At 50.0% G+C, this 19,058-nt stretch carries 8 protein-coding genes; 2 read left to right on the top strand and 6 right to left on the bottom strand.

Annotated features, from left to right (window positions below; translation table 11 throughout):
• Positions 1–12 precede the first annotated feature (12 nt).
• The 6 genes from rpoC to IPJ67_00310 form a co-directional block, all read right to left on the bottom strand.
• On the bottom strand, positions 13–3,636 hold the full coding sequence (gene rpoC / locus IPJ67_00335; GenBank protein QQR78018.1) for a DNA-directed RNA polymerase subunit beta': 3,624 nt from the start codon (positions 3,634–3,636) through the stop codon (positions 13–15).
• Between the two features lie 118 nt (positions 3,637–3,754).
• Positions 3,755–7,066, bottom strand: a complete 3,312-nt coding sequence (locus IPJ67_00330; GenBank protein ID QQR78017.1) for a DNA-directed RNA polymerase subunit beta — start codon at positions 7,064–7,066, stop codon at positions 3,755–3,757.
• Between the two features lie 464 nt (positions 7,067–7,530).
• The gene (tgt, locus tag IPJ67_00325; GenBank protein ID QQR77589.1) at positions 7,531–8,688 is read right to left on the bottom strand and encodes a tRNA guanosine(34) transglycosylase Tgt; all 1,158 of its coding nucleotides are present in this window, start codon (positions 8,686–8,688) and stop codon (positions 7,531–7,533) included.
• A gap of 55 nt (positions 8,689–8,743) precedes the next feature.
• Positions 8,744–10,651 carry a hypothetical protein gene (locus tag IPJ67_00320; GenBank protein ID QQR77588.1) on the bottom strand — a complete coding sequence of 636 codons (1,908 nt, stop codon included), beginning with the start codon at positions 10,649–10,651 and terminating at the stop codon, positions 8,744–8,746.
• 87 nt (positions 10,652–10,738) lie between these two features.
• Positions 10,739–13,522, bottom strand: coding sequence for a fibronectin type III domain-containing protein (locus tag IPJ67_00315; GenBank protein QQR77587.1), 2,784 nt, complete (start codon positions 13,520–13,522; stop codon positions 10,739–10,741).
• Between the two features lie 68 nt (positions 13,523–13,590).
• Complete coding sequence (locus IPJ67_00310) at positions 13,591–14,931, bottom strand: hypothetical protein (protein ID QQR77586.1); 1,341 nt, start codon at positions 14,929–14,931, stop codon at positions 13,591–13,593.
• A 119-nt stretch (positions 14,932–15,050) separates the two neighbouring features.
• On the opposite strand from IPJ67_00310, the gene IPJ67_00305 reads away from it, so the two are divergent.
• Both IPJ67_00305 and IPJ67_00300 read left to right on the top strand, forming a co-directional pair.
• Positions 15,051–16,526: a LamG domain-containing protein gene (locus IPJ67_00305; GenBank protein QQR77585.1), complete on the top strand. Its 1,476-nt coding sequence runs from the start codon at positions 15,051–15,053 to the stop codon at positions 16,524–16,526.
• 35 nt (positions 16,527–16,561) lie between these two features.
• Entirely contained in the window at positions 16,562–19,042 is a 2,481-nt protein-coding gene (locus IPJ67_00300) for a fibronectin type III domain-containing protein (protein QQR77584.1), read from the top strand.
• The last annotated feature ends 16 nt before the right edge of the window (positions 19,043–19,058 follow it).

Raw genomic sequence — 19,058 nt, 5'->3', positions numbered from 1 at the left:
TCTCCAAAAAGCTTACGCCTCAGGAGACACTGCGGGAGAAGCTGACACTGACGCTGACCGGCGTTCCAAGAAGCCAGTTCCCGCAGGAATCAATCGCCCAATAATCACATTCTCCTTGAGACCACGGAGCTTGTCAGCACGACCAGTGACGGCAGCATTGATGAGCACTCGCGCCGTTTCCTGGAACGATGCCGAGGAAAGGAAAGACTCAGTCGAAAGCGCCACCTTGGTAATGCCCAAGAGGAGTTGTTCGCCAATAGCGGGCTTCCCGTTTGTAGCAACCGCTTCCTCATTTGCCTCTTCGAATTGATCTTTCTCGACAATATCACCCGGGAGAATATCAGCATCACCGGAATCCAAGATGCGAATACGCGAGAGCATCTGTCGAATAATGACTTCAATATGTTTGTCATTAATACCTTCACCTTGGGAGGCGTAAATCTCCTGAATCTCTCGAAGAATGTAGCGATGCAGCGCTTCGCGTCCCATGACTTCGAAGAGCTTTCGAAGGTCGAGACTTCCCTCAATGAGTGATTGTCCTTTTGCAATGAGATCCCCCTTCTCAACACGGATGCCACTCCCTGTGGGTACGAGGTATTCTTTCATTTCACCATCCGCCGTTTCTATTTTGATAGAAATCGTCTTAGAACTTTCACTGAGGATAGAAATAACCTTCCCATCCACTTCCGAAATAATCGCCTCCCCCTTCGGCTGACGAGCTTCAAAAATTTCTTGAACGCGAGGGAGTCCCTGCGTGATATCCGATCCGGCGACACCTCCAATGTGGAAGGTACGCATCGTAAGCTGTGTTCCCGGCTCACCAATTGCCTGTGCGGCAACGATACCAACCGCCTGTCCCTCTTGTACGAGCGATGCTCGTCCCAAGTCGACGCCATAGCATCGCTGACAGACACCTCGACGCGTCCGGCACGTGACAACGCTTCGAATATGCACTTTCGGCAGCTCGCGACGCTCAATTTCCTGCGCCTGCATTTTTGTAATGAGCTCACCCTTCTTCACGAGAATCTTTCCTGCTTCAGTTTTGATTTGCTCGAGCGACACACGACCCTCAACACGAGAGGCGAAGGAAACGCCGACACCATCGCTGTCTTCGCGATAGAGTGTTGCTCCTTCGGTATCACCACAGTCCGCCTCGCGTACAATGACGTCTTGCGACACATCGACGAGTCGACGGGTCAGATAGCCAGCTGTCGCTGTACGAAGCGCAATATCTGCCATACCCTTTCGCGCGCCGTGCGTCGAAATGAAGTATTCCAGCACATTGAAACCTTCCTTGAAGGAGCTCTTCACCGGGAGTTCCAATGTCTCTCCGGTTGGACCTGCCATGAGTCCTTTCATACCTGTCATCTGCACGACAACCGACTCAGTACCGCGCGCCTTCGAATAAATCATGGAGTAGACTGGGCCGTCTTTATCAATCGACTCTCGGACCAATTCAGTAATGATATTCTTGGTCGCATTCCATATTTCAATAACCCGGTTCCGACGCTCCTCGTTCGTGAGGAGTCCCATCTGGTATTGCTCTTTCACTTCGGCGATTTGTCGCTCCGCTGCCTCGATAGTCGCCTTCTTCGCGGGTGGCACAACAAGGTCGTCCATGCCCCAACTAATACCGGAATGTGATACCGCGCGGAAACCCAAATCCTTAACACGGTCTGCAAAAAGCGCCGCTTGTTCATTCCCTTCAGTCGCGAGTATCTGCGCCACCAAACCCTTGAGATCTTTCTTCGTCATCTCTGCATTCACAAATTGAAGCGACTTCGGCAAAATATCATTCAGAAGAATTCGCCCAATTGAAGTCTCGATGATTTCATCATTAAACAAGAGCTTCACGCGAGCATTCGCATCTGCCAATCCAGAGTCATAGAGATAGACACCTTCTTTCATGGAACCCAATATCTTCCCCTCGCCCTTTGCGCCGTTCTTGATGTGCGTCAAGTAGTAAATACCGAGCACCATATCAAGCGATGGCGTCACGACTGGTTCACCGGATGCCGGCTTCAAGAGATTCTTTGACGACAACATGAGATTGGCACTTTCTGCACGGGCCTCATCGGTTAACGGAACATGCACAGCCATCTGGTCACCATCGAAGTCTGCATTGAACGCCGAACAAACAAGCGGATGAAGACGAATCGCCTTTCCTTCAATCAAGACTGGTTGGAATGCCTGAATAGACAATCGGTGCAGTGTCGGAGCGCGGTTCAAGAGCACATAGTGATGCTCGATAATCTCATCCAAGATTTCATAGGCTTCTTCGGTCTCCGCGTCCACCATACGCCCGGCAGTACGAACATTGTGGGCATATTCCTTCTCAATCATTTTGTGAATGATGAAAGGCTTGAAGAGCTCGAGTGCCATTTTCTTCGGCAATCCCGCCTGGTGCAACTTGAGCTGTGGACCCACGACAATAACTGACCGACCGGAATAATCGACACGCTTTCCCAAAAGGTTCTGTCGGAATCGCCCTTGCTTTCCCTTGAGCGCATCGGCGAGCGAGCGAAGTGGTCGCCGTTGTCCAGTCGAGGCGGCTGTCGATGCCTGACCGCGTCGTGCGCTATTGTCGAAGAGCGCGTCGACCGCCTCCTGAAGCATACGCTTCTCATTGCGCGTAATAACTTCGGGCGCATTAATTGAGAGGAGTCTCCGAAGACGATTATTGCGATTGATAATACGACGATAGAGATCATTCAAATCGGACGTCGCAAAGCGTCCTCCATCAAGCGCCACCATCGGACGAAGGTCTGGTGGAATAACCGGAATCATCGTCGGAAGCATCCATTCGAGTTTCAATCCTGCTTTTTTGAATCCCTGGAAGAGCTTCAGTCGCTGAAGTGTTTTCTTCTCATCATTCATGCCATTCGCCTCGAGTTCCTCTTTCAATCTCTCAAGCGTCTGATCGATATCGAGTTGTTCCAATACCTTTCGGATAGCCTCGGCGCCAATACCCGCCGTGAACATCTGCCCGAATCGCGTCGAAAGATTGAAATACTCGACTTCGGACAAGACCCGGAAGAGTTCGATGCTCTTGATATCTTCTTTTGCGGTGCGATACTGATCCTTCAGCGTATCAAGTCCCTCTTCGACATGCTTCGTGGTACCAGATTCCTCTCGAACATCACCCTGCTTCGATTTGTACTCGCGCTCCAATTGATTGATTGCTTGTTCTCGCGCTTCCTCGTTGACAGAAGTGACAATGTATGAAGAGAAATACACGACTTTCTCCACTTCCTGCGGAGAGAGTCCGAGCGCCAAGCCGATTTTCGACGGCACACCGCGCAAAAACCAGATATGCGAAACCGGTGCGGCAAGTTTGATATGCCCCATTCGCTCACGGCGCACTACTGATCGTGTCACCTCGACGCCACACTTGTCGCAGACAATACCCTTATAGCGCACGCGTTTATACTTGCCACAATAACACTCCCAGTCCTTCGACGGACCAAAAATCTTCTCGCAGAAGAGTCCGTCGAGTTCGTAGCGCTGCGTGCGATAGTTAATCGTTTCGGGCTTCGTCACCTCCCCGCTCGACCACTCGAGCATTTGCTCGGGAGAAGCGAGCGTCAGGCGAACGCTCTCGAAATCACTCACTTTAGTGGTACCAGTTTCTTCCATCATAGTGTTGGGAAAATTAGAGTTGAAGAATACGAAATTGCGTATTTTTTATCAGTGTCGACTCAACAATTCATCTCGATGGATTCTTTCTTTTGTACGTATCGAGATGTTCCTTCACTTATGAATGGTCATCCTCTTCGGACACTATCGGCTTTGCGCCAACCAATTCAACATTGAGACACAGACCTTTCAATTCATTGACCAAAACATGGAATGACGCGGGGATATTCGGACTCTTGATAGGCTCGCCCTTGATGATAGATTCGTACGCTTTCGATCGACCAAGTACATCGTCTGATTTGATCGTGAGCATTTCCTGAAGTGTATGCGCGGCACCATATCCTTCGAGCGCCCACACTTCCATTTCTCCGAAGCGCTGTCCGCCAAACTGCGCCTTGCCGCCCAATGGCTGCTGAGTAATCAAGGAGTACGGTCCGATAGAACGCATGTGAAGTTTGTCATCGATGAGGTGATTGAGTTTCATGACATACATGACGCCAACCGTCGATTCATTGTCGAAATATTCTCCCGACTTCCCATCGCGAAGTCGAACCTTGCCGTTTTCGGGAAGTCCCGCCTTGCGAAGCTCGGTCTTGATATCTATCTCCGTCGCACCATCGAGCGCCGGAGTTGCCACAGTATACCCAAGTTTCTTTGCCGCCCATCCGAGATGCGTTTCCAAGATCTGTCCGATATTCATACGGCTCGCCACACCAAGCGGATTCAAAATCATATCAACCGGTGTCCCATCTTCGAGGTATGGCATATCTTCAATCGGCGCAATGCGAGAAACCACACCCTTGTTTCCATGACGACCAGCGAACTTGTCTCCCACTGAGACCTTGCGAAGTTGTGCCACTGAGACCTGCACCTGTTGGAACACGCCCATGGAAAGTTTGTCGCCCTGTTCTCGGGAAAAGATTTTTACATCAACCACCTTGCCACGTTCGCCGTGCGGGAGATAGAGCGAAGAATCCTTCACATCACGCGACTTCTCACCGAATATCACGCGAAGAAGTCGCTCTTCTGCCGTCAGGTCACCTTCACCTTTCGGAGAAATTTTTCCAACCAGAATATCGCCCGAAGACACTTCGGCACCGATACGGATGATACCCTGTTCATCGAGGTTCTTGAGACGGTCTTCACCGATATTGGGAATATCGCGCGTCACGACTTCGGGACCAAGCTTTGTATCTCGCACATCAAGCGAAAAGTCTTCGATATGAATAGAACTATAGCGATCTTCATGAAGCAATCGCTCCGACATGATAATCGCATCTTCGAAGTTGTATCCCTGCCATGGCACGAAGGCAACAACGACATTTTGCCCGAGCGCCAATTCACCACGATCAGTCGAGGCGCCATCGGCAATGAGGTCACCTTGCTTGAGGGATTGCCCCTTCACAACGCGCGGCACCTGGTTCATGCTCGTGAAATTGTTTGACTTCGCAAAACTCTTGAGTGTGTAGGAGCGATCAAAATGCGCTTTCTTCGAGCCGACCGGCGCCTCTTCGCGCACAACAACATGGCTCGCATCCACTTCAATCACTTCGCCATCCTGCCGAGCGAGTATCACCTGTCCGGAATCTGCTGCTGCCTTGTCCTCAATGCCTGTTCCAACAAGTGGCGCATCTGGCACCACACAAGACACAGCCTGACGTTGCATGTTCGAACCCATGAGAGCGCGGTTTGCATCGTCGTGTTCCAAAAATGGAATGAGTGATGTTGCTACAGAAATACACTGCTTCACAGAAACGTCTACATAGTCGATGCGCTCCGTCTCAATCATTTCCGGGTGGCCATTCACACGCGCCTCGACAAGCGGTTCTATGATATTGTTCTTTTCATCGGTATCGATACCAGCATGTGCGATAATTTTTCGATCTTCGACAATGGCATTGAGATAATCAATCGTGAGTGTAATAAATGGCTTCACGCGAATCGTTCCAGTCTTTCGCTCTTTGGCAATTTTCCCGGCAAGCGCTTCATCAATCAGTGTACCTACTTCACTTCCTGCTATCGACTCATTGAGAATTCTTCCCTCAAGCTCTTTTGGATTCTCAACTGAGACATCTTTCTGAATGCGCAGATACGGTGTCTCGAGGAATCCGTATTCATTGACGCGTGCATAGGTCGCCATATGACCTACGAGTCCAATATTCGGACCTTCCGGCGTTTCCACCGGACAAATACGTCCATAGTGCGACGAGTGAACATCGCGCACTTCAAAGCTCGCGCGCTCACGAGTGAGTCCGCCCGGACCCATCGCTGAGAGTCGTCGCTTGTGTTCAAGCTCTGCGAGAGGATTCACCTGATCCATGAACTGCGAGAGCTGAGAACTCGAGAAAAATTCCTTCACTGCCGCCGCAACCGGACGCGGATTGATGAGCTGTCCCGGGATGACGGTCTCGACATCACAGGTACTCATGCGATCCTTGATATTCCTCACCATGCGGTAGAGTCCGACACGTAATTTGTTCTGAATGAGCTCACCGACAGCGCGCACGCGACGATTGCCGAGGTGGTCGATATCATCCGGTCGCGCTTCCGGATCATTGTTGAGCCTGATAATTTCGCGAATAATAAGGACGAGGTCATCAACATTGAGGACGCGATTTGCCTCGAGATCTTCACGATTGGTTTCGAGTCGCTGATTGAGACGATATCGCCCGACACTTCCAAAGTCGTAGCGTTCATAGTTGAAGAACATCGAGTCAATCATTTGCTTCGCGTTCTCTTCAGTTGCGAGGTCACCCGGACGAAGTCGTTTGTAGACTTCCTTGTAGCCTTCACCCTGTGTCCGTGTTGGATCCTTGGAGAGTGTTTCCTCGATATAGTGCGTTTCTCCAGTATCGGTTCCTGCAAACAGTTCACGTAGCGTCGCATCATTCCCGCAGCCAAATGCTTTCAGGAGCGCTGTCACTGGCACCTTTCGCTTCCGGTCTATTTTCGCAGAGATAACCCCATCGAGATCGGTTTCGAGTTCGAGCCAGGCGCCGCGATTTGGAATAATCTTCGCACCAAAGAGCTTCTTGCCCTTCTGATAATTCATCGTAAAGAACGCGCCTGGAGAGCGGATAAGCTGACTCACGACCACGCGCTCAACGCCATTTATGATAAAAGTTCCCCGATCGGTCATGATAGGGAATTCGCCAAGATAAATTTCTTGGTCTTTCACTTCGCCCGTTTTCTTGAAGGTAAGCGTCGCCTTGGCACGAAGTGGCGCTTCATAGGAAATATTCTTTGCCTTGGCGGTCACTTCGTCATATTTCGGCTCATCGAGATAGTATTCACCGAGACGAAGCTCGAGATCTTTGTTGGTAAAGTCGCGGATAGGATTTACTTCTTCAAGCAATTCTTTGAAGCCCTTGTCCCAAAACCACGTGTACGAGCTTGTCAAAACATCGATAAGATTGGGAAGCGACACCATGATGCGTCGCTTGAAGAACTTCCGTGTCGAAAGAGATGAACCCGATCGAAACGAATCGCGAATCTTCAGCACTTTCTCCTCTTTTCTGACCTCTTCTTTTTTGGGCATAGAAAGACGCTCATCCTTTCTCTCGCCTCGCAGAAGAACAAAAAATTCTCCCGAAAGACGGCAGCGGATGAGAAGTTAGACTCGCTTACAATGAATTGTTATATCTCCGAGACAGAAGCGTTGACATTCGCTTGAAAAAGACCCTTCGTACACTTTCTCTTCCTATCATATCTTCCCTCTTCCTGCATGGCAATCTTTTCCTCTTTGGTTCGGAAACCGAACCACTCCACGCGAATCCCAGGGGCTTCTGTCCACAATCATGATTCCCTAAGAGTCCGCCTTTCTCCTGACTTTCCTAAGAGTATAAACTCCCCGCCAAAATTTGTCAAATGCGCATATACTCGACAAATTTCGTTTCAAGAAGCAACTTTTCCCGCCTTTACATCTCGTCCGCGCAGTTCATCCATGAGTGTGGCGTAGAACCGAAGATTGTGAAGCGAGAGGAGTCGCGACCCGAGCACTTCGCCGGTTGCAAAGAGATGCCGGATATAGGCTCGGGAGAAACCTCCGGCGCACGCCAAACAATCACATGCCTCATCGAGCACAGTAGCATCGTCTCGAAATCGCTCACTCGTCACATTGGCGACTTCATAGAAAGACTCGTCTCGAATATCACACTCGGCATGGCGAAGGAATGCTCTCCCATGCCGTCCCTCTCGTGTCGGAATCACACAATCGAACATATCCCAACCGAGAGCATGAGAGCGCACAATATCTCTCGGTGTCCCGATACCAAGCGCAAATCGAAGCGCGCTCACTGGAATACATGCGGCCGTCTCGCGAAGCACGTCCTCGAGAAAATTCCCTTCCATATCAAGATGCCTCGCACCGAAACCGTATCCATCAAAACCAATCGCCGCAAGCGCCTCAGCACAGTGTCGTCGAAGTGTCATATCCATACCACCTTGAACAACCGAGAAGAGAAGCGGTCTTTGCTTCTTGTCACCCTCCTCCTTCTCTTGCGCCAGACGCTCTTCATAGCGCACCTTGCATCGGTCTGCCCAGCGAAGCGTGCGCTCAACAGCGAGGGTAGCTTCCGCATTCGAGGCATCATTGGGGCGAGGATCGTCGAGACACACCATCATATCAACGCCAAGATCGAACTGGATGTCTATAGCGCGCTCGGGAGTGAGCAGGTGTTTCGAGCCATCGATGGGCGAGCGGAAAAGCGCGCCTTCTTCGGATACCGAGCCACATTCCGGATGTCGATGTATCAATGAATACACCTGGTACCCTCCGGAATCGGAAAGTATCGGCGCATTCCATCGCATAAACTCATGCACCCCGCCCAAACGAGAGATATGCTCCGACCCCGGACGAAGCAAGAGATGATAGGTATTCACGACGAGCGCCTCGATACCGGAATCAACAATCGCTCCCGGCTCAATACCGCGAACCGTTGCCCGCGTCGCGTCCGGCATAAAAAACGGCGTCTCCAAAACGCCGTGTGCCGTATAAATCTGACCTCTTCGCTCAGATCCATCTGTCTGCAAAATCTCGAAATGCGAATCCATGTCTCTACCCTACCCAAAACAAAAAACATGGTCAAGAGAAATTCGACACAATGAGCTATTCTCCCACCACCTTGTAGCCATTTGGCGGAAGAGATGCATCCTCACGGAGACCTATTGTTTTTTCTGATGTTCCCGACTGAATCGTCTCATTCGTAAAGACGTCTGTTGCTTTTGCTGACGATACTTCAAGCAATGTCGGCGATATATTGAGTTGATTCACTTCCGGGCGAATCGATACCTGGAAAGCAACCGTGCGCTTCGGTGAGAATATGCCCTCGCCCACACCAAGACTGCCGACATTCCACACAATCTTATTAGTTCGTTCATTGTAGGAAATTTTTTCTGCATCTGGAAACGTATTCCCCGTCCACGTGACGCCTGTTGGAAGATCTGCCGACACCTCTGCATTTGTCACATTATTGGTCGTATTCGAAAGCGACCAATGCAGTGTATAGGTCGTATTTTGACCCACTCTCGGAGGAATCGGTCCGGTATTCGGGAGCGCTCCGTCGTTGTAATACCCAGCTGTTTCCAGAAGAAGGCGCGAATTTACTTTCGCCCACATGGTGTCTGTTGCAATGATTTTGTTGGCACCTGCAGGATTGGGGACATCAGGACTTTCAATTTTTGCCGTCGTCTTTATTTGGAAATCTTTTGTCAGAGTACTCTGCGGCACCAGGTCATCTCGAACTGGCACATTGAATTCGATTTCGCCTGAGGCATTCGGCACGAGATTTCCAAGCTGTTTTACATCGGATGCCTTCCACGTAATCACCTTTCGGAGACTATCATAAGCGCCTTTCTCCGGACGAAGCCGAGAAAAGTCCAACGCGTCCCCTTCCAATTCCACAGTGACGATTACCTCCCGAAGCGCTATTTCACTGTCGTTGCGATACGCTATTGTATATCTGAGAAGATCGCCAGGATTCACCGCCTTCGGTACTGCACCATTCAAAGATTGTCGAATACTAAAAGGCGCTGACACAATGCGCGTCGTTCGTTCGGCATTGCTGTAGGAAAAAAAGGTGTTGTCTCCTTGGAAAGTACCAAATTCAACCCGTACCGTTTTGGTCTCGTTAGGCACACCATTCATATTCCCTGTGAGGCGAATTTTCCCTCGTTCGCCCGAAGCAATACTCCCGAGATACCATACGACTTCTCCCTCCGATGGTTTCGGATCAGCATCTTTCAAGGAAAAGCCCGACGGAAGCGTTGCCTTCATACGAACATTCGCAAGTGTCGCATCACTCGTATTTTCATAATTTACCAGATATGTCACTTCCCCCGAAGGCGACACCGAAAGCGGAGCCTCCAATTCGACAGCAAGAGAAGCGCTCCGCAAATTGACGCTTTTCTGTCCTGATACAGAAAATCGACTCTGCACATTGCTCGGTCGATAACGAAGCTCGGCGCGAATATACGCAATCGAATCCTTGGATCCGTAGAATTTCCCTGAAAAATCAAGGCTGTTTTTTCCAAAAGGAGCGATATCTCCGAGCGTCACAATGCTCGACGAGGCATCATTTCGGAAGATACTGGCATTCCCCTCTGGAACAAAGTTCGGCGGATAAGAAACAATGAGCTCCGCATCCGCAAGCCTCGAACGATTGGCATTCTCATAAGAAATAACAAAATCGGTTACATCTGAACTATTCACATTGCTCGGACCCATAACAGAAACCGTGACGCGATCTTGCGAAAATAAAGACTGCCGAATACGAACAAATGTTCCTACAAGAAGCGCAATGAACGCTATACCTCCAATGGCAAGCACTCCGAGACGAATCGTCTTTGCCCGATCAGCAAAAAACCGATTGCGTACCATGCGCCACCCACTCGTTTGCTCAAGTGCATTTTTGGCATCATCTGCAACATGCCCCGGATCGAATTCACTTGTCCGAGATGGTTCGCGAACTTCGCCATCATGTTTATGAAGTTGTTCTTCGAGATCCTGTATACTCATACTACAATCTTGTCACACAAAAAATACTTCCTTTAGTATACCATACTCAGACCTCAGCTCATTGGAAATTATCCACCACCCCTCACCCTACAACCCCGCCCCCTGCACCTGCCAATAGAAGTTTGAACACGCCGTATCCCGACACCCACACTTCCACCCGCCACCCTGCACCGAGCAGGTCATCCCCACAAGGTAGGCAGGGTCTGTGGCACTCGCGGTTGAGATATCGGTATCGGTGATGGAAGTCGTGATACTTCCTTGGCACCATTCTCCGTTGAGAGCACCGGTACAGGTACCGGTAAACTGATGCCAGTCAGCAATACCGGGGTCATAGTAGTAGCCTTTGGTATAGACGATTCGAGTAGTGTCTCCCGTAATGCCGAGTGTTGCTTTGAGGGTATGGGTATCACCACTGCTACACTCTGTTGCTATGAGAGGAGTATTACTCGCAAAGACATCATAGGGAGCACCATAGCCGGTGTAGGTACTCCCTGGGAAGGTGGCGGGAGTGATAGTGGAGCAGGAGGAGAAGGAACTTGATGGTGTTCCACTCCCTTTCACTTCTACTGCGGCGAGTGACCAAGACATACCGGTTGGGGCAGAGATTCCAATTGTTTTGTTTCCTGCTGTTCCGGCATTTTCGTAGTAGCCCGCTTCGACTCCATAGCTTGATCCGTCGGCATAGGCAGAGGTTTCTGTGAAGGATCCAGCTTGGGTGGTATTGTAGGTTCTTGCTCCAGTCTTCGCACTCCAGTCTCCGTTTACCATGATGATGGATGAGTTTTCACTGACGCCGTTTAGTGTGAGGGTTGGGTTTCCGGTCGCACTGTTGGCTTGGGCGGTCACACCGACACTACTCGCGTTTCGGAAGTGGAGGACGTCTCCTCCAAAGTTGCCTCCCGCGTTCGTGAAGACAACATTCACATTGGTTTGGCTTGTTGCGACACTCATCGTCCAGAGACGGAGGTAGGTGGCGTTACTGGCGGCAATCGTTTGCTTGAGTGTCCAGGTACCGGAGAGGGTTCCTGTGGGAGGAGTCGTGATGACACTTCCGGAGTTTTCATTCACGGCATAGGCGACGAGGATGTCGCCTGACTGAACATTGAAAGTACTCGTTGTCTTGGGAGAGGTACTCGTATTCCAGGGAGTTTCGTATTCGGAGACGAAGGTGGGAGAAGGAGGGGCTTGGGGGGTGGTGGCGGAAACAATGTTTGAGTAGGAAGAATTGTTGCCGGCTCCATCGTTTGCTCGTACGCGATAGCGGTAGAGAGTTGTGGCAGTGAGACCGGTGTCGGAGTAGCTGTTGGAAGTGGGAGTTCCCACTTGGGTGAAGGTGGAACACGAGAGTCCGGTACAGCGTTCGATGAGGTATCCAGTGATGCCCGATGTTGCCTGCCCCTCGGTAGTGGGGTCGGTTGCTGGATTCCACGTGACGGTGATACTCGAGGCACTGGTGGCGTTTGCGGCGAGAGTGGTGGGAGAGGTGGGGGAGGTGGTGTCGGGAGTGGAGGTACCGTATTCGTAAGCGCCGATATCCCAGCCAGAGCCAACAGGGCGAGTATTATCGGCATAATCATTTGTGACACTCGCTATGGTTATGCCAGTATCTTTGGCTGTAGAATTTATACCTATCTGAAGAAAGTTCGATGTGTTTTCGTTCGTTGAGAGAAACGTGCTAGCACTCCATGCTTGACTGGAGGAGCCACAGGATTTGCCGGAGCCACAAAGGTTGTTGGTCCCCGCATAGGTACCATCCAGTGGATTCGTTCCGTTTGGAGCGTAAATGATATTGTTCGATACAGTTGCTGTTCCAGGGCCGGAATACCCAGCAATGCCATTCGGCCAAGGGTCACTACCAATCTTAGCATAATCGTAGCATGTATTGTTCACGATAAGTGGTCGGGGAGTACCTCCACCCCTATCCCACACGCAACCAGAACCTGTGTCCCAGATGAGGTTGTTTTTAATAACCGTTCCATTGTTACCACCACCACTCTGTACGCTCATAGTAATACCGGGACGGCAGTTCCATGCCGTAGAGCAAGTAACTTTCCCAATATTATGAATCGCGTTTCCTGTAATTTCGAGGTTATTCGAAGTAACACGAGGATTGATTTCAATACCCTCACCACCCATATCACGAATAATATTATTGAGTATTTTCAAGTTTGAGTAACCGCCTCCACCCCCCGGGCCAGCATACACAAAACTTACCTGATCATTAGTAGATGTACAGCCATAACCTTCATTATTGATAAATGCAACATTTGAGTTTACCTTGCTATCGCCAACAGAAAACAAGAGCGCACCAGATCCTGAACACAAACTTTGTGTCCGATAAATCGTCGTATCATTCGAGAGAACATGCAAGGAGTACTGTCCAGCGGAGGATTGAAATCGAATTCCCAAATTCGAGCCACCATCAAATATGAGGTGATGCACATTGGAGCTATTGGTGTTTGAATTGCTAGTAAAAGTTGCGGTCGCTGTACCCCACGGCTTGATAACGATTTCATTCCCTGCGGATCCGTAGAAGGAATCATTATAGAGCGAAAGATTGCCCGTGCCACGAACGTACACATAGGCCGGCCCGCCAGTTGTACCTGGTTTTCCAATTACATTGTCAATATTGGCACAGGGACTTGAAGAAGAGCACGCACTTCCAGAGCCCGAACTCATATCAACATAATATTTGTTTGTCACGGTAGCTTCATCCGGTACCGTGATCGGATAAAATGCCGGCTTTTGATACCCAAGTGGATCAAGCCAGTTGACGCCACCTGTTGTCTGAGCGGCATAAACATGCGCAGGAAGAAGGAAGAAAAATAGTCCAATCGAAGAGAGCGTGAATGCAAGCAAATTTTGTTTCATGGTTTTTTGGTTGAGATTTTTTTAAGAATACCACAAAAGAAGCATAGCAAAAAAATGGGAGGTGAATACTATTTCCCTATGGTATACAAATTAGTCACTTCGGTTACAGAAAGTGCCCGGTTATACATGCGGACATCGTCGAGAGAACCCTTAAAAGAGGTGGAGTTCCCATTCCCGATCATTCCGGCAGTGTAACCCGGAGCACTTGTCGCCGTTCCGGCAGGGGCACCATTTACGTAAAAAGTGACAGATCCTGCATTATTTATCACTGCGACATGCGTCCAGATATCATCCGTAATTTCTGTGTTACTGCAATGACTTGTACTTGAATAGTAGAAATTAAGAGTTTGAACAAAGGAACATTGAGAACTGCTACTATCCTGAAGGTAAACGCCTATAAAGGTAGTGTCACTTTCCACTAACGAATTGTACCCTCCGAGATTTCCAGACGGCTTAATCCATGCGACGAAAGAATGGGTATTGGTAATGGTCGGACCGAGGACACTAATCTCATCACTCGTCCCATCAAAACTCAACCCCTGCCCCAATTTGCCAATCACGGCGGAGGAAGCAGTGAGACCCACGGCATCCCCGTCGTTGCCGTTCCCGCTTCGATCCTTCACCTCACTACTCGAATCGCCCCAGATGACGTCATTTCCGTCCATCGTCCAGTGCCCGACGAGCCCATCGGTCAAGGTGCCTTCCATGCCGAAGTTGATGGTTTGCTTCGCGCCGCTACTTCTGTAGAGATCGGCAACCTGCGTCGCAGAGAGTTCAGTTGAGTAGAATCGTAGGTCATCTAATATACCACCGAAATAGCTGCTCGCGATTTTTCCCAAATATGCTGCGCTCGCATTAATGCTAGTTCCAGTCGTCACAGTGATATGATGCCAGTTGGTGTTGGGAAAGGTGCTGGTTGCCGTTCCATCCACATAGATTGTCGGACTGGTAAAGTTATTCGCCGCTACCGTGCTGGACGTCATATTGATTGTCGCTGTGCCATTCAAATCAATAAAGGGCTGTGTTGTTGAGTTTGGCTTTGCCCAGAAGGAAACGGTTTTCACGCCGTTGTAGACATTGCCGAGAGAGATGGAGTCGCTACTTCCATTAAAAAGGAGTCCCTGACCAATTCGCCCTACCACTGCGCTTCCTGCTGTGAGATTTGAAGAGTCGCCGTGTTTCGCATACCCCGAGACGTCTTTGATTTCACTGGTCGTATCGCCCCAGACAACATCGTTCCCATCAAGTGTCCAGTGCCCGACAAGAATGGAGGATGTTGGTCCTGGAACCGTCGCATTCATCGTTTCTGCGGCTTGACCTTGATTTTTCCCCTGAAGTCGCCACCAAAGAACCGCTCCCACGGTGAGGGAGAAGAGGATAATGATCCAGGTGAAGAAGCGCGCAGGCATGGAGGGAAGAATGAGGAATGGATGAGAGAATTATAGCACGGTTTTTGTCTCAAAGAGGGTGTGATACATCTAGATTTGTGTCCCGGCATGATATACTGTCTACAAATAAAACCTCGCTTATGCGTATCTCCCTCCTCCGCGCAACACAGTGGTTCTTCATTGCTCTCTTTGTCGCGGGAACAGTGGGACTTACCTACGACTTCAACTCCGAAGCGAGCAAAACCGTAAACGCCCCCATCGAAAACCGCCTCTCCCAAGGCATCTTGGGCTACTGGAAACTCGATGACGGCTCCGGCACCAACGCAACTGACAGCAGTGGAAACGGAAATACACTCGCCATGACCGGTTCTCCAAGTTGGACTACGGGGCAAATCGGCGCCTATTCTCTCGATTTCTCCGGAAGCGGACAATACCTCTCCATCGCTGATCCCGCAAGCGGCATTCTCGACTTTGTTGATGGCGCGGACTTCACTATCGTCGGCTGGTTCAATCGCGATACCTTTGCCGCCGATCACACCATTGTCGCCAAGAAAACCGACCAAACCACCAATGCGGGCTATGTCGTCTGGGTCGACAACAATGCCGGCAATGACTATCTCAATTTCGAAATTTCCGACGGGACCGATACCTATTCCGCAACCGGTGCAACCAATTTGAGCGCAACCGGCTGGCACCACTTCGCCGCCGTCTGGAATGACAACACAGGGATGTATCTCTATCTCGATGGCAGCCTCGATGGAAGTACCACCACCTCCACCGCCGCCATCAATTCTCTCGCCAATGCGAATGCCTTCCGTATCGGCGCCGAGAGTGATGCGGGCGTGCCTTTTGATGGGAAGATTGACGATGTCAGACTCTATGGCAAAGCCCTCTCCGAAGATGCAGTGAAAAGACTCTATCAGACCACCGTTCCGGGAGATCCGGTTGATACGGGACTCGTGGGACACTGGACGTTTGATGGACCAGATGTGATTTGGGGCGATACGAGTAACGAGATCAAAGATGTGAGCGGCAAAGGGAATCATGGGGATGCCGTGGGTCTCACCGCCTCCTCTGCTGTGATTGGGAAATTGGGACAGGCTTTGAGTTTTGATGGGACTGGGATTGATGTTGCAGATTCGACAAGTCTCGACATAACGACCGGAGAAATATCTATGTCGGCGTGGGTGAGCTTGGATTCATTTCCAGCATCATCTCAATACGTGCTTATTTTCGGAAAACCTAATAATTACTTTCTCTATCTCTACAATGCGGGATCTGACAACCTCGATGTGGATTTTGGATTTGCAAGTACCGGACCAACCTATCGCGATGAACTTACCACTACACAGCCTATTGTGAATACAAACGAGTGGTATCACATTGTGGCAACATACAAAGATAGCTCAAACACCATAGTGATGTATGTTAATGGTGTGCCACAAACTGATAATGGTGGTGCAAGTGCGTATACTCCAATTACTGATAACTTACCGTTAAACATGGGGGAAGCTTATGATTCATACAGTTTTTATGGAAAAATCGATGATGTCCGCCTCTATAATCGGACGCTCTCTGCGACGGAAGTAGTGGAACTGTATAATAGGGGAAAATAAAAGTGAATGTTATTCAGATAAAATAAAGCGATTCTATGATTAAAAAACCTGTTGTTTCTCGTCGATTTTGTTTGCCATCCTTCAAGAAGAGCGGGCTTATTTTCGTGTTCAGCTTTTTCCTCTTTGCAGATATGAGTATCGCTCAGGCGGCCGTTCTTTTTCAAGATAATTTCAATTATACCGATTCAGTCAATAATCATGGGTGGAGCGCCGGGTCGACATCTTCTATTGCGGTTGGAGCTGGTCCGGATGGTTCAAATGCTCTAAAGATTATCTATAACTGTGATTCAAATAGCTGTGGAGATCGTTGGCATAATTGGGATGCGCCTGCTAATACACAAGAGCTAGATATTAAATTTAACTTTAAGTTTGATTGTGGTTCAGGAAGTTGTGTTGGTGGAACAAAGTTTTTAAAGTTATTTGGCATAAGAAATGGAACTAACTATGCAAATACTACCACAGCCACTACGTATCAAACCAATATATTTGACCAACTAAGCTACGGCTGTTCAGGAACTACTCGCGACACAGCATCAATTGTAACCTATGCGGGATCAAGCAGTTGTGGGGGAACAGTTACCGGAACCAAGCCTGGTCCTATAAATGCCATGGATGGTAATTGGCATACATGGGAACTCCATATGAAGTATAACGACAACAGTCAGACAAACGCTATTTATGAGGTCTGGTACGACAATGTCAAGGTTATTGGATTGACGGGTATTACCAACCGAGACAATAGCAATTCCCTCTATTTTGACTATATCTGCCTTGGAGGATGGAACCAGTTTTATGGAGGGTCTCCGTATAGTGTCTACTATGATAATGTGGTTATTTCAAATACCCCTGGAGGGAGCGATACCACTCCTCCCGCATGGCCCACTGGCACGAGTGTCGCCGCGAACGCCACCAATTCTACTTCTATTACCGTCACCTGGACCGCCGCCACGGACGATGTCGGCGTAACCGGCTATACGGTCCAGCGTTGTACCGGTCTCCCCGCCGCCTGTCCCGACGCTTCGTTTGCTACGGTCGGTACTCCCGCTACCTCACCATTTGTGAATAATACCGGACTCTCCCCGAATACCGACTACAGCTATCGTGTCCGCGCGAGTGACGCGGCAGGGAATGTCTCTGGTTGGACCAATGTGGTAAGCGCAAAGACCCAACCGCTCGCCACTCCCGTTATCACGAGCCCCCTCACCGCTTCGGCTACCACCGGTTCCGCCTTTTCCTACCAAATCACGGCAAGCAACACACCGACTTCCTACAATGCAACCGGACTCCCCGCATGGGCGTCCGTCAATACGAATACCGGCGTTATCTCCGGCACTCCTTCTACAACCGGTACGACTAATATCACCATTCGCGCCACCAACGCGGCGGGTACCGGAACGGCCACTCTCGTACTCACCGTCACCACTCCGCCCCCCATCTCCCAAAACCTCCTCCTCGGACTCAACTTCGATGAAGGAACCGGCACCACCTCTTCCGATATCTCCGGACACAATCATACCGGCACGCTCTCCAATGCCACGTGGTCTTCTGGCAAAACCGGAAGTGGCATCTCTTTCTCCGGAAATGCCAATTCCTACGTAAGCATCCCCAATGAATCCGACTTCGATTTCACCAACAATTTCACCGTCTCCCTCTGGATGAAAACCGCTTCTTTCGGAAGCGCCTGGGCAGCACTCGTTTCCAAAGGAGATTCTTCCTGGAGTCTCACCCGTTATGCGTCAACGAATACGCTTGACTTCAACTCTTTCTCTCCAAGCGCCAATGATCTCCAAGGAACCGCGAATGTCGCAAACGACGCGTGGCATCATGTTGCTATCGTGTATGACGGAACAACCAAGAAGCTCTACGTGGACGGAAACATCGACGCGCAAGCAAGTTTCACGCAAACCCTCTCAACCAACAACTTCCCCGTAAGAATCGGAGGGAATGCCGAATACACGAGCGGCGCTTTTAACGGGAGTGTGGACGATGTCCGCATCTACAACAAAGCATTGACGCAGACGGAAATTCAAACCGATATGAATACGCCACTCACCCAAGGCGGAACCGACACCTTCTCCCCCTGCAACACTGTCACCACTACCAACTTCTCCCAATCCGCCTACAACGGTTACGGAGCTCCATACGACGCCTTCCAAACAAGCACAAATCTCATCAATGCGAGTTGCTCATCATCCGATTCCCATACCATTCAAGCGACTCTCGGACAAACCGGTGACTCGACGAGGATCGTGTATACCAAAGGCTACTACTATGACCCCGGTATTGCTGACTGGCATCAGTTTACCGGCACCTGTACCGGTGCCCTCAATGGAGAATGGTGCCAAGGAAGTATCACCGCTTCCATTACCGATACCGATATCTCGACTGCAAGTGCCATAGACCCTGCCTACTTTGTCGGGATGACCTGCAGTATCCAAGGTGGTGGATGGAAGTGTGGGTGTCGGGATACAACGTGTTCAAACTTCTATTGGCAGGTGCAGGGGGCGGGGTTGTAGGAACAAGAGTTTATAG

It is taken from the genome of Candidatus Moraniibacteriota bacterium, assembly GCA_016699385.1.
GTDB lineage: Bacteria > Patescibacteriota > Minisyncoccia > Moranbacterales > UBA1568.
Note: the sequence above shows the minus strand (reverse complement) of the source record. Positions and strands in the feature narration are given on the sequence as shown.